General features: G+C 71.4%; 11 protein-coding genes. 4 read left to right on the top strand and 7 right to left on the bottom strand.

Annotated elements, in window-relative coordinates; all coding sequences use genetic code 11:
* Positions 1–44 precede the first annotated feature (44 nt).
* The 6 genes from ACZ5DC_RS29090 to ACZ5DC_RS29065 form a co-directional block, all read right to left on the bottom strand.
* A complete protein-coding gene (locus ACZ5DC_RS29090; RefSeq protein ID WP_468657524.1) occupies positions 45–800 on the bottom strand; it encodes a GntR family transcriptional regulator in 756 nt (251 codons plus the stop codon).
* 55 nt (positions 801–855) lie between these two features.
* On the bottom strand, positions 856–1,467 hold the full coding sequence (locus ACZ5DC_RS29085) for a hypothetical protein (protein ID WP_468657522.1): 612 nt from the start codon (positions 1,465–1,467) through the stop codon (positions 856–858).
* A 21-nt stretch (positions 1,468–1,488) separates the two neighbouring features.
* Positions 1,489–2,952, bottom strand: coding sequence for an amidase (locus tag ACZ5DC_RS29080; RefSeq protein ID WP_468657520.1), 1,464 nt, complete (start codon positions 2,950–2,952; stop codon positions 1,489–1,491).
* The gene (locus tag ACZ5DC_RS29075; protein WP_468657518.1) at positions 2,949–3,149 is read right to left on the bottom strand and encodes a hypothetical protein; all 201 of its coding nucleotides are present in this window, start codon (positions 3,147–3,149) and stop codon (positions 2,949–2,951) included. The genes ACZ5DC_RS29080 and ACZ5DC_RS29075 overlap by 4 nt, the downstream gene beginning before the upstream one ends.
* Before the next feature lie 152 nt (positions 3,150–3,301).
* Positions 3,302–5,152 (bottom strand): asparagine synthase (glutamine-hydrolyzing), encoded by a 1,851-nt coding sequence (gene asnB, locus ACZ5DC_RS29070; protein WP_468657516.1) that lies wholly within the window; start codon positions 5,150–5,152, stop codon positions 3,302–3,304.
* 115 nt (positions 5,153–5,267) lie between these two features.
* The gene (locus ACZ5DC_RS29065; RefSeq protein ID WP_468657514.1) at positions 5,268–6,494 is read right to left on the bottom strand and encodes an MFS transporter; all 1,227 of its coding nucleotides are present in this window, start codon (positions 6,492–6,494) and stop codon (positions 5,268–5,270) included.
* 329 nt (positions 6,495–6,823) lie between these two features.
* On the opposite strand from ACZ5DC_RS29065, the gene ACZ5DC_RS29060 reads away from it, so the two are divergent.
* Together ACZ5DC_RS29060 and ACZ5DC_RS29055 are read left to right on the top strand one after the other, a co-directional pair.
* A complete protein-coding gene (locus tag ACZ5DC_RS29060) occupies positions 6,824–7,786 on the top strand; it encodes a GlxA family transcriptional regulator (protein ID WP_468657684.1) in 963 nt (320 codons plus the stop codon).
* Between the two features lie 96 nt (positions 7,787–7,882).
* Entirely contained in the window at positions 7,883–8,689 is an 807-nt protein-coding gene (locus tag ACZ5DC_RS29055) for a thioesterase family protein (protein WP_468657511.1), read from the top strand.
* 67 nt (positions 8,690–8,756) lie between these two features.
* Here the strand turns inward: ACZ5DC_RS29055 and ACZ5DC_RS29050 are convergent, their stop codons facing one another.
* Complete coding sequence (locus tag ACZ5DC_RS29050; protein WP_468657509.1) at positions 8,757–9,905, bottom strand: cytochrome P450; 1,149 nt, start codon at positions 9,903–9,905, stop codon at positions 8,757–8,759.
* 182 nt (positions 9,906–10,087) lie between these two features.
* Here ACZ5DC_RS29050 and ACZ5DC_RS29045 point away from each other — a divergent pair, with 182 nt between their 5' ends.
* Positions 10,088–11,035 carry a LysR family transcriptional regulator gene (locus ACZ5DC_RS29045; protein ID WP_468657507.1) on the top strand — a complete coding sequence of 316 codons (948 nt, stop codon included), beginning with the start codon at positions 10,088–10,090 and terminating at the stop codon, positions 11,033–11,035.
* A 49-nt stretch (positions 11,036–11,084) separates the two neighbouring features.
* The gene (locus ACZ5DC_RS29040; RefSeq protein WP_468657505.1) at positions 11,085–12,596 is read left to right on the top strand and encodes an AlkA N-terminal domain-containing protein; all 1,512 of its coding nucleotides are present in this window, start codon (positions 11,085–11,087) and stop codon (positions 12,594–12,596) included.
* The last annotated feature ends 28 nt before the right edge of the window (positions 12,597–12,624 follow it).

Raw genomic sequence — 12,624 nt, 5'->3', positions numbered from 1 at the left:
ATCCATTCGTGATACATCCCCTCGGGGAGGGGATGGTGCGTCTCTCAGCCCCGCAGGCGCGTGGTGAAGGAGAACCGGTCGCCCCGGTACAGGCTGCGCACCCGCTCCAGCGGGCGGCCGTCGGTGTCCCGGGAGACGCGGTGGATCAGCAGCATCGGCAGCGCGGGCGGCGTGCCGATGAGCAGCGCCTCGCGCGGGGTGGCCAGCACCGTCTCGATGCGTTCGTCGGCGTCCCCGAAGGAGACGCCGAGGCCCTCGAGGTAGCCGTAGAAGGAGGAGTCCGGATCGAAGTCGGCGTCCAGGCGCGGGACGCGGGCGACGGCCACGTACGTGCTCTCCAGGCCGACCCGCTCGTCGTCCGCCAGCAGCACCCGCTCCAGGTGCCACACGGGCTCCCCCCGGGTCAGCCCGGTCTCGGCGGCCAGCGGCTCCGGGCAGGGGAAGCGGTCCAGGGTGACGAGGGTACGGCCGGGGGTACGGCCCTGACGGCGCACGCCCTCGGTGTAGCTGGCCAGCGACAGCGGCTGCTCCAGCTTGGGCCCGGCGACCACCGTGCCCCGGCCGCGGCGCCGCAGCCTGCCCTCCAGCACCAGCTCGCGCAGCGCCTGCCGCACGGTCTCGCGGGCGACGCCGTACTCCTCGGCCAGCTCACGCTCGGTGGGGATCGGGCGGCCCTCCCCCAGTTCGCGCACGTGGCGGTCGATCCTCGCCTTCACCGCGTAGTACTTGGGGATCCGGCCGTGCTCCGGGATGCCGGAGCGGACCGGGGCGCCGGGGGCCTGGTCGTTCGGGTAGTCCACGCAGGGATCGTGCCAGACCGGCCCGCCGGCGTCACAAGCGCGTCCCGCCCGGGGGTCAGCGGGCGCCGGCGAACGGGTCGGCCTTGACGACCTTCAGGCTGATCTTCCAGCCGTCCGCCGTCTCCCGGAGGCCGGAGGCCGTGATGTCCGTCGTGGTCGGCCATGTGGTGCCCGGCCACACGCCGTCGGCCTTCTCGGTCACCGAGAACGGGGACTTCCGCGCGCCGCCCACGACCGTCACGGTGACGGTGTACGTCATCCGCTCGTCCCCGTCGTTGTGAATGGTCAGCGGTACGACCTCACGTCCCGACTCCAGGCGGGGGGTGTACGCGACGACCTCCCCGTGCGCCGCCGTGGCCGCGGGCTTGCCGAACCCGTCATCGCCGGGATCCGGGACAGCGGTGCCGGCCGGGCTGACGGGGTCCCCGCCGGGGGCGGCGGCCGCGCGCTGGGCGGCCGCCTCTCGTGCCGCCTCGCCGAGGTCCCCGGCCGTCTTCGACGGCGTGGGCGCTGCCTCGGCACCCGCCGAGGACCGCGGCGGGGAGGGCGCGTCGGCTTTTCCGCCTCCCTGGGTGGCGCAGGCGCTCAGAGCGAGCGTCCCCGCTGCCATGGTCGCCAACAGGACGCGTGCGGGAACCCGGGCCTGGCCGGGCAGGTCGTCAGTCACGGGTGAACCGTCCCCTGTGTGTCAAGCGCCGGCGCCCGCGACCTGTGCGTGGGGCTCGTGCGTGCGGGTCTCGGAGAAGGCGCGCAGCAGGGGCGCCCGACGCCGGGTGTCCGCGTCAGCGCGGGCGGCCTCGTAGACCTGGCCGATGTGCAGCAGCTCGGGTTCGGCCAGGTGGTCGCCGATGAGTTGCATGCCGATGGGCAGGCCGTGGTGGTCCTCCCCGACCGGCAGGGACAGGGCGGGCAGGCCGGTGATGTTGGCCGGCGAGGTGAGCCGCAGGAGGCCGTCGGTGATGTCTTCCGTGTGTCCGTCGTTCCACCGCATCACGGCCTGCGAACGCGGAGGCGCCGTGCAGGCGACGGTGGGTGTGGCGAGCACGTCGATGGTGGTGAACAGCTCGCGCCATGCCTCCCTGATGAGGCTGCGGCTTCGCTGTGCTCTCAGATAGGCGTCGGCCGTGATCATCCGTCCGGCCTCCAGGAGGGTCCGCAGACCGTCGCTGAAGAGCTCCGGGTGGTGACGCAGGTGATCGTCGTGCGCCGCTGCCGCCTCGGGGGCGACATGGCCCCACAGCGTGGGGATCACATACGGGGTGAGGGGCACGGTCACGTCGACCGCGGTCGCTCCGAGGTCGACGAGCCGGGCCGTCGCCCGGCGCACCGCGTCCGCCACGTGTGGTTCCACGTGGTCGAAGAAGTAGTTCGCGGGGACCCCGACCCTCACGCCCCGGAGGTCCTCGGTGCCCTTGCCGAGCCTGGGCGGATGCGGTGAGACGACGCTCGCCGGGTCCCGCGGATCCCGGCCGGCGATGGCGTGGAGGACCAGGGCCGCGTCCTGGACGCTCCGGGTGAGGGGGCCGACGTGGTCCATGGACCAGGACAGGGGGGCCACGCCGAAGCGGGAGACCACCCCGTAGGTGGGTTTGAGGCCCACGAGCCCGTTGAACGACGCGGGGACGCGGATGGAGCCGGCGGTGTCGGTGCCCAGGGCGAAGGTGGCGGAGCCGACCGCCACGGCGGCGGCCGACCCTCCGCTGGAGCCGCCGGCGATCCTGTCGCGCGCCCAGGGATTGGCGGTCTGGGGGGTGACGAGACCGTAGGCGAACTCGTGCATCTCGGTCTTCCCGACCAGGATCGCGCCGGCCGCCGTCAGACGGTCCATGACCGCGCTGTCCTCGGCGGCGACCCGCTCGGCCCACACGGAGGAGCTGGCCGTGGTGAGGACGCCGGCGGCGTCGATGTTGTCCTTCAGCGCGAAGGGGATGCCGTGCAGCGGGCCCAGGGAGCGGCCCGCCATCACGTCCCGCTCCGCCTGGGCCGCCCTTGCCCGGGCGACCTCGGCCGTGCGGGTCACGAAGGCGTTGAGGGCGTCCTCGGTGTCTGCCGCCCGTTGGAGGACGGACTCGGTCAGTTCGACCGGGGACAGCTCCTTCGCGGCGATGGCCCGGGCAGCGGCGGCTGCGGTGAGTTCGTAGGGCTGGGTCACCGGAGTCTCCCGGTGCCGCCGCGGCCGGTGACGGTGAAGACGGGCGCCGGTGCGGTTCCGGTGAGGTCCAGCGCGTCCAGGGTCCTGATGATCCCCGTGATGCGGGCCGCCAGCTCCGCGGCCCGGTGCTGCGGGAGGTCTGCCTCAGGCTGGTCGCCGGAGGACGTTCCTGGGGCGCTGCACGAGGGCGACGGCATGGGTGTGTCCTCTCGGAACTTCGTGCGACGGACGTCGTCGCCGGGCGGCTGAGGTGCCCGACGCCCCTGCTGACGGGGGATGGACTCACAGGGACGTCGGGCGGTCTCGAAGGCGCCGGCCGGCGGCGGTGCCGCCGGCCGGCTCGGTGGTGCTACACGTCGAGGGTGACGTCGTACGACTCGAGCCAGGCGTTGAGCGACAGGGGCACCTCGAGGTCGATCCGGGTGATCTGCGTGCTCTCGGCACTGACGGGCCGGGTCAGCCGGTCCTTGACCCGGCCGAGGTCCAGCAGGGGCAGGATGGGCGCGTCGCCGCTGGAGAGGACTTCGGCGAACCGGTCGCGCAGCTTCTTCTCGTAACCGGAGTCCTGGGTGCTGGGGTAGGGCGCCTTGACGCGTTCGGCGATGGACTGCGGGAGCACGTCGCGCGTGGCGGCGCGCAGCAGGCTCTTCTCGCGCCCGTCGAACTTCTTCATCGACCAGGGAGCGTTGAAGACGTATTCCACGAGCCGGTGGTCGCAGAAGGGGACCCGGACCTCGAGGCCCACGGCCATGCTCATGCGGTCCTTGCGGTCCAGGAGCGTGTTCACGAAGCGTGTGAGGTTGAGGTAGGACAGCTCCCTCATCCGCTTCTCCAGTCCGCTCTCCCCGGGCAGTACGGGGGTTTCGGCGATGGCGGTGTGGTAGCTGTCGCTGCGGCGGCCCGGTATGTCCAGCCGGTCGAGCAGGGAGGTGTCGAAGAGGGGGGTGCCGTCGTAGAACGGTCCGGGTGTGCTGGTGAGCCAGGGGAAGGTCTCGGCGGTGAGGACCTCGGGGTCGTGGAACCAGCTGTAGCCGCCGAAGAGTTCGTCCGCCGACTCCCCGGACAGGGCGACGGTGGAGCGCTGGCGCACGGCCTGGAAGAGCAGGTAGAGGGAGGGCCACAGGTCGCCGTACCAGACGGGCGGCAGGTCGGTGGCGGCCAGGACGGCGGCCCGCACGGCGGGGTCGCTGAGGTCGTCGCTGTCGAGGAGGATCTCCTTGTGGTCGGCCTTGACCAGTTCGGCCAGGTCGCGCACGAAGGGGGCGTCCGGGGTGCTGCGCAGCGGGTCGGGGACGAAGTTCTCGGCGGCGCCGACGAAGTCGACGGAGAAGGACCGTACGGGTCCGGCCCCCTGGTCCTTGAGCGCCTTGGCGGCCAGGGCGGTGACCGCCGAGGAGTCCAGGCCCCCGGACAGCAGGCTGCACAGCGGAACGTCGGAGATGAGCTGCCGGGAGACGATGTCCTCGAGCAGTTCGCGCACCGTGCGGATGGTCTGGTCCAGGGAGTCCGTGTGCTCCTTGGCTTCCAGCGCCCAGTAGCGGTGCTTGGTCAGTCCCTGCCGGCCCACGCGGACGAGGTGACCGGGACGGACCTCGAACATGCCGGTGAAGATGGCGTGTTCGGGGGTCTTGACCATGTCGAGTATCTCGCTGAGGCCGTCGGCGTTGACGCGGCGGGGCACCTCGGGGTTGGCCAGGATCGCCTTGGGCTCGGAGCCGAAGAGGACGCCGTGGGGGGTGGGGAAGTAGTAGAGCGGCTTGACACCCATGCGGTCGCGGACCAGGAGCAGTTCCTCGCGGCGGGTGTCCCAGATGGCGAAGGCGAACATGCCGTTGAGCTTGGTCACGAAGTCCACGCCCCAGTGCAGGTAGGCGCGCAGGACGACTTCGGTGTCGCTCTGGGTCCGGAAGCGGTGACCGTGGGAGACGAGCTCGGAGCGCAGTTCCCGGTAGTTGTAGATCTCCCCGCTGAAGGTCAGGACGGCCAGGGCGCGGCCGTCGTCCTCCGCGAGCATGGGCTGCTTGCCGCCTTCGATGTCGATCACGGACAGCCGGCGGTGGCCGATGGCGGCGTGACGGTCCGTCCACAGGCCGCTGGCGTCCGGGCCGCGGCAGGCCATGGTCTGGGTCATCGCGTCCGCCGTCGCACGCTCGCGGGTCAGATCACGTTCGAAGTCCACCCATCCGGCGATTCCGCACATGTGTGATGTCCTCTCGTAGCTGTATTGGGGACCGGAGGTCTGCGATCGGCCGCCCGGACCGTTCGCGCTGCGGCAAGGTCCGGGCGTGCCAGGTCTTGGGGAGGGCCGGGGCGGGTCAGGCGTTGTCCGGCCAGGTCAGGCGTCGGGCGTAGTGGACCCATACGGCGATGACCATGAGGGCGGCCGTCATGCCGCCCAGGGTCATGACCGTCGAGGGCGAGCTGGCGTCGACGACGATTCCGCCGGTCAGGGCGCCGAGGGAGATCGTGGCCTGGAACGACGCGGTGAACATGACGGAGGCGGCCTCGGGGGTGTCGGGACTCGCCTTGGTGAACCACGTCTGGGAGGAGACGGGCACCGCCCCGTACGCCACGCCCCAGACGATCAGGAGGGCGACCGCTCCGGCTTTCCACTGACCCAGAACGGGCAGGAGCAGGGTGGCGGCGGCGATCATGCCGGCGGCGGTGCCGAAGGTGGCCCGCGGGTGCCGTGCGACCAGGGACCCGCCCAGGAAGTTGCCGAGGATGCCCGCCGCGCCGTAGATGAGCAGGAAGACGGTGATGAGCCCGGAGCCCGCGTCGGTGACCTGCTCGAGGAACGGGGTGACGTAGGTGTACGTGCCGAAGTGCGCCAGCACCACGAGAACGGTCAGGAGCAGGGCGAAGCGGGTGGCGACGCTGTTGAGCATGCCCCGCAGGACGCCCAGGCGGGTGGTCTGCCGCGGTGGCAGTGGCGGCGTGACGATCAGCAGCATGATCAGTACGCCGACGGTGAGGCCGCCCATGGCGATGAACGCGGTACGCCATCCGGCCAGGTCGCCGATGAACGTGCCGGCCGGTACGCCGAGCACGGAACCCAGGGGCACCGCGGAGAAGATCACCGCTGTGGCCCGGCCGACGGATTCGGCGGGGACCAGCCGTTCGGCCAGCGAGGCGCCGATGGACCAGAAGCCGCCGATGACGATGCCGACGATGACACGGGAGACCAGGACCAGCCAGTAGTCGGGGGCTACCGCTGCCAGGAAGTTGGCCGCGGCGAGCAGGACCATGAAGGCGCACAGCATCAGGCGGCGGTCGATCCGCGCGGTCGCGACCGTGACGACGGGTGCGGCGATCGCCGCGAGGAAGCCGGGCATGGTCATCATCAGTCCGGCCATGCCGTCGGAGATGGTGAAGCTCGCACCGATCTTCGTCAGAAGTCCGATGGGGAGGATTTCCGTGGTGACGATGGAGAAGATGCCCAGCATCACCGCGACGACGGCCAGCCATCCGATCACCGGGGAGCGGTGCGGTGAATCGGCCCCGCCAGGGTCGCGCGTGGTGGCGGTGGTGGATGCAGCCATGAATTCCGTCCTGTGATGAGTGTGCTGTTGCCTGATCAGTTCAGCAGGCGCGGCGGGGCGAGGGCTGGCAGATCTGCGACATGAGCGCCGTCGCGAAGGGTGGCGTCGCAAATCCGCTCATCGGCGTCCCCGCGGTCGTCGCAGGTCACCGGTTTGATGAGGGGGTTCCACGGCGAAGATCCGACGTCGCTCAGTTCATGCGCGACTTGGGCAAGTTCCTTCTGCGACGTACGCGCATTGCCGTACATATGTGCGCTGCGGGCGTACTCGTGTGCGACTTCGGCAAGATTGCGTTGACCGGTGCGGAGAGCCGGATGAGGGTGGGCCCCATGCCGATATCCGTGGCTCTACTTTTCCCTTCAATAGTTGCTGGATTGGACATCTCAGCAGCCCGTGAGGTTTTCGGTGTCGACCGTTCCGATCTGGTCGACCCGTGGTACGAATTCGCCGGCTGGGCCCCGGACGATGCCGAGAACTGCGATGCCTGCCGCGTGGAGCGGCTGTGGAGCACAGACCAGCTGCCGAAGGCGCACACCATCGTGGTGCCGGCCTGGCCGGACGTGCACGAGGAACCGCCGGCCGCCCTCGTCCGGGCGCTGCGGACCGCGCACGGCGCCGGATCCCGTGTCGTGGCCGTGTCGACGGGGGTGTTCGTACTCGCGGCGGCCGGGCTGCTGGACGGCCGGCGGGCGAGTGTGCACTGGGCGCACGCCGACGCTCTGACCGCCCGCTACCCGCAGGTCAAGGCCGACTCGGCCGCGCGCTACCTGGACGACGGCGACCTGCTCACGTCCGTGGGCGGCGCTGCCAGTCTCGAGCTCTTCCTGCACGTGGTCAGCCTTGATCACGGCAGTGCCGTCGCGAAGGCGCTGGCTCGCCGCCTGTTCGCCCCCTTCGCCGACCCGGGCACGGACGCCCCCGCGATCGCCGAGCACGAGACGGACCAGGTCCTCGCGCAGATCCTGCCGTGGGTCTCGGAGCATCTGGAGCACGAGCTGACCGTGGACGACATGGCCGAGCAGGCCCGGGTCAGCCGTCGCACGCTGACTCGCCACTTCCGCTCGCACACCGGTATGGCGCCGTTGCAGTGGGTGCTGTCGCAGCGGGTGCACCGGGCCCAGCGTCTGCTGGAGACGACGGCCATGAGCGTCGAACAGATCGCGACGCAGTGCGGGATGGGAACCGGAGCGACCCTGCGCCGGCACTTCAACCGGACCACGGGCCTGTCGCCGGACGCCTATCGTCGTTGGTTCCGTGCCACGGGGGCGGGAAGCCCGCCCGGCCGGGCCTGAGGCTGGGGGGCGGCCCCGAGTGCCGTGTGCTGCGCACCGTGCGCCGCCGGCGGGTGGCGCCGCCCCGCCCGCCGTTCACCGAGGAAAGGGAAGCGTGTGACGAACCAGCCTGCTCCGGCGCTGCCGGACGCCTTCTACTACGACCTGGGAAGCGGCCGTTACGAGAGCAGTACGGCCACGGCCGGCCCGTGGAGCCAGAAATGGCAGCACGGCGGTCCTCCGTCGGCGCTGCTGGGCCGCGCCATGGAGGAGCACGAACCGCGTGAGGGCTTCCACATCGCCCGCGTGACCGTGGAACTGCCGCGCCCCGTTCCCGTGGCTGACCTGCGGGTCTCGGTGCGGACCGTCCACGCGGGCCGGCGCGTCGAGCTGCTGGAAGGGGAGATCAGCTCGGACGCCGGTCCGGTGATGCTGGCCAGGGCCTGGCGGGTGGCCGCCAGTCCGGCCGACACGCCCGCGCTGCGGCCCCATCCGCCCGCGCCCGCGCTGCCCGGCGCCCAGGCCCCGCACACCATGGCGGGGGCGCATCTCGACGGCTACATCGCGGCCATGGAGTGGCGTTTCGAGGCGGGCGGGGGTTTCGACGTGCCCGGGCCGGGGGTGGCCTGGGCGCGGCAGCGGATCCCCCTGGTGGCGGGGGCCGCGGACACCGCGCTCACCCGCGCGCTGACGTTGGCGGACAGCAGCTGGGCCGTCGCGTTCGAGCTGGACCACCACCGCCGGCTCGTCATCAACACGGACGTGACGCTGGCGTTGCACCGGCCGCCGGCCGGGGCGTGGCTGTGCGTGCGCTCGGCCACGGCCGCCAGCCCCGGCGGGTCGGGGCTGGCGGTCGGGCAGTTGCACGACGAGAGCGGCGAGTGCGGCCAGGTGACGCAGACACTGCTGGTCAATGAGCGGTGAACGGGGGGCGGCCCGCGCCGTGCGCACGGGCCGCCCCGCCCACCGCCGGCGGTTTCCGCCCGGCGTCCTAGCCGGGCCAGGAGACCAGCAGCTTGCGCGGGCCGCGGAAGGAGACGTTCGCGGGGAAGTCGAAGTCCTGGTCCTCGACGACCTGCATGCCGGGGGCGCGCCGCGCCAGGAGGTCGAGTGCGATGCGGGCCTCCATGCGGGCCAGGGCGGCGCCGATGCAGTAGTGGATGCCCTGGCCGAAGGCGAGGTGCTTGCGGGAGTCCTCGCGGTGGATGTCGAAGGCCTCGGGCTCCTCGAAGTGGGCGGGGTCGCGGTTGGCCGCGCCCAGCAGCAGCAGGATCTTCGCCTGCGCGGGGATCTCGACGCCGCCGACCGTGACGGCCTCGGTGGTGATGCGCCGCCAGGCGGGGATGCTGCTGTCGTAGCGGAGCACTTCCTCGACCGCCTTGGGGATGAGGGAGCGGTCGGCGCACAGCTCCTCCCACTGCGCGCGGTTGGCCAGCAGCCGGCGCACGGCGTTCCCGGTGAAGCTGGTGGTCGTCTCGTGTCCGGCGAAGCTGAGGCCGTAGGCGACGTTGGTGATGTCCGCGATCGAGAGGCTCTCGGGATCCTCCCGGTGGATACGGACGAGGTCGCTCGTGAAGTCGTCGACGGGGTCGGCCGCGCGCTTGGCGACGAACTCCTCGCAGTAGCGCCAGTAGTTGACCATGTTGTTGGCGATGTCGCGCTGTTCGTCGGGGGTCGGCTTGCCCCAGCTGAAGGCGATGCGGTTGCCGCACCACGACTTGAGCATGTCCATGTCCTCATCGGGGAAGCCGATGAAGGTGAAGATCATGTAGGCGGGCAGGGGGTAGGTCAGCGCCGGGACGAGGTCCACGATCCCGGGCTGGATCTCGTCGACCAGTTCGGTGGCCTTGGCCCACACCTTGGGCTCGAGAACCGAGATCCGCCGGGCGGAGAACGCCTTCTGGTTGTGCCGGCGAATACGGGTGTGGCGAGGCGGGTCGCAGTCCGACATGACCGGATAGGCATGGAATCCGGCCTTGACGATGGTCTGGGCCTCCTGCGTCAGGGGGAACACAGGGCGCTGCCCGACGGCGGCGGAGAAGACGCGCGGGTTCATCAACGCGCTTTGGATGTCCTCGTACCCGGTTATCACCCACATGTCTATCGCCGGCGCATAGAAGGCGGGTCCTTCTTCACGCACGGCGGACAATATCGGGTAAGGGTCCTCGACGTAGGCGTCACCCAGCGGGTTGAAGCTGTGGTTTACCGGGCATGCCGTCATGTCCGTCATAACGAAACTCCCAGGGCTCGGCGGCCTTCAGTCTCACCCGCCGCCGACCGTTTTGAAAACCGGAAAATTCTGGGCATCAAGCGGGGTTTTTTATGTCTGAGCGAATAAGCCTGCGCCAGCTCGACTATTTCGTCGCGGCGGCCGAAGCGGGAACGCTGACCGGCGCGGCGGAGCTGCTGTACGTGTCGCCCTCGGCGGTGTCGGCCGGCATCGGCGAGCTCGAACACCGAGTAGGGGTGCAGCTGCTGCTGCGGGCCAGGGCCAAAGGGCTCACCCTGACGGCCGCCGGACGCCTCTTGCTGCCCCAGGCCAAGGCCCTGCTGGCGAGCAGCGAGCAACTGCGCGCCAGTGTGCAGGAGATGGGGCGCCGCCCGACCGGGCGTCTGGTGATCGGCTGTTTCACGACGCTGGCCCCGTTCCTGGTCCCGTGGCTGCTGGCGGAGTTCCCCTTCGCCCACCCCGGCGTGACCCTGGACTTCGTCGAGGGCTCCGCGACCACGTTGCAGCGGCTGCTCCGGGACGGGCGCTGCGAGGTGGCGCTGCTGTACGGGGTGGACGTGGACGACGGCATCGCGTTCGACAGACTCCACTCCGTCCAGCCGCACGTCCTCCTGCCGCAGGACCATCCGCTGGCGGACCGGGACAGTGTGCGTCTTTCCGATCTGGCCGGCCTCGACATGGTGATGCTCGACGTGCCGCCCAGCCGCCGCTACTTCAGCGACCTGCTCACCCGGGCGGGGATCGCTCCGGTGGTACGCCACAGCACGTCCAGCTTCGAGGTGGTCCGCGGCCTCGTGGCGCGGGGCGCGGGGTACTCCCTGCTCATCCAGCGCCCCGCCCTGAACGTCAGCTACGAGGGGCGGGCGGTGCAGGTGTGCCGGATCGCCGACGCGGTCGCGCCCCTCGACGTGGGACTGGCGCGTCTGGAGGGCGCGCACGTGACCCAACGGGCGGCGGCGTTCGCGTCGTTCTGCCGTGCCGGTGTCGCGCGGGCGCCCTGGACGGGGGCCGCGGCGGCGCACGAGACGCCGCAAGGTTGATGTCGTAAACCTGCCAGCCCTCGCGGGGGCGGAGACTCAGGATGGGCCCATGCATGAGAATGCGGAACACTGCGTCCGGGCGGTGCAGTCCAAGGACGCGCGGTTCGACGGCTGGTTCTTCACGGCGGTGCTGACCACGAAGATCTACTGCCGGCCCAGCTGCCCGGTGGTCCCGCCCAAGCCCCGGAACATGGTCTTCTACCCCAGCGCGGCGGCCGCCCAGCAGGCGGGGTTCCGGGCCTGCAAGCGCTGCCGTCCCGACGCCACGCCGGGCTCGCCCGAATGGAACGTGCGGGCCAGTCTCGCCGCGCGCGCCATGCGGCTGATCAAGGACGGCATCGTGGACCGGGAGGGCGTGCCCGGCCTGGCGGCCCGTCTGGGGTATTCGACGCGCCAGGTCGAACGGCAGTTGCAGGCGGAGGTCGGAGCCGGGCCCGCTGCCTTGGCGCGTGCCCAGCGCGCCCAGGCCGCCCGTCTGCTGATCGAGACCAGCACGCTGCCGATGGCGGAGGTGGCGTTCGCGTCAGGATTCGCGTCCATCCGCACGTTCAACGACACGGTGCAGAGCGTGTTCGGCATGACGCCCTCCGAACTGCGCCGTCGCGGCCGTCCCTCGGCCACCGCGGGGGCGGTGGCCCTGCGTCTGCCGTTCCGTTCCCCGTTGTGCCCCGACAGCTTGTTCGGGCATCTGGCCGTCACGGGCGTGCCGGGGGTCGAGGAATGGCGTGCCGGTGCGTACCGTCGCACGCTGCGGCTGCCTCATGGGCACGGCATCGTCGAACTGAGGCCGACGGGGGCGTCGTACATCCAGTGCACGCTCCATCTGTCCGACCTGCGCGACCTGACCATCGCCATCAACAGGTGCCGGCGGCTGCTGGACCTCGACGCCGATCCGGTGGCCTACGGCGAAGCGCTGCACGACGACGACGTGCTCGCCCCGCTGGTCCGCAAGAGCCCGGGCCGGCGCATCCCGCAGACGGTCGACGGCGCGGAGTTCGCGATCCGCGCCATGCTGGGGCAGCAGGTGTCCACGGCCGCCGCCCGCACGCACGCCGCGCGTCTGGTGCGGGCCCACGGCGATCCCGTGCTGGACGAGACGGGGGGTCTGACGCATCTGTTCCCCTCCCCCGCCGCCCTGTCGGCCCTCGACCCGGCCGCCCTGGCCCTGCCGCGTAAACGCAGGGACGCCGTGCTCGCCGTGGTCGACGCGCTGGCGTCGGGGCGTCTCGACCTCGGCGCGGGCAGCGACTGGCAGGAGGCCCGCGCCAGGCTCGGCGCGCTGCCCGGTGTGGGGCCGTGGACGGTGGAGACGATCGCCCTGCGCGCCCTGGGGGATCCCGACGCCTTCCCGGTCACGGACCTCGGTGTCAAGCTGGCCGCCGCCGCCCTGGAGCTGCCGGGCACACCGGCCGCGCTGCTGCGCCGCGCCCGGGTGTGGCAGCCGTGGCGCGGCTACGCCGTGCAGTACCTGTGGGCCACGGGAGATCACCCCATCAACGAGATGCCCGCCGGCGACATCACCTCGCCGCCCCCGTCGGCGCACCGCACGCGCAACGCGTGACGGCCGGCGCGGGGCCGCGCCGGCCGTC

It is taken from the genome of Streptomyces sp. NPDC031445, from assembly GCF_055581365.1.
The sequence above is the reverse complement of the archived record's forward strand: the minus strand, read 5'-3'. Positions and strand labels throughout refer to the sequence as shown.

Bases quoted from the DNA above. Each gene is read 5' to 3' on its own strand.
- ACZ5DC_RS29075 (WP_468657518.1), bottom strand. From the start codon at position 3,149: ATGCCGTCGCCCTCGTGCAGCGCCCCAGGAACGTCCTCCGGCGACCAG.
- asnB (WP_468657516.1), bottom strand. From the start codon at position 5,152: ATGTGCGGAATCGCCGGATGGGTGGACTTCGAACGTGATCTGACCCGC.
- ACZ5DC_RS29040 (WP_468657505.1), top strand. From the start codon at position 11,085: ATGCATGAGAATGCGGAACACTGCGTCCGGGCGGTGCAGTCCAAGGAC.
- ACZ5DC_RS29060 (WP_468657684.1), top strand. From the start codon at position 6,824: ATGCCGATATCCGTGGCTCTACTTTTCCCTTCAATAGTTGCTGGATTG.
- ACZ5DC_RS29065 (WP_468657514.1), bottom strand. From the start codon at position 6,494: ATGGCTGCATCCACCACCGCCACCACGCGCGACCCTGGCGGGGCCGAT.
- ACZ5DC_RS29045 (WP_468657507.1), top strand. From the start codon at position 10,088: ATGTCTGAGCGAATAAGCCTGCGCCAGCTCGACTATTTCGTCGCGGCG.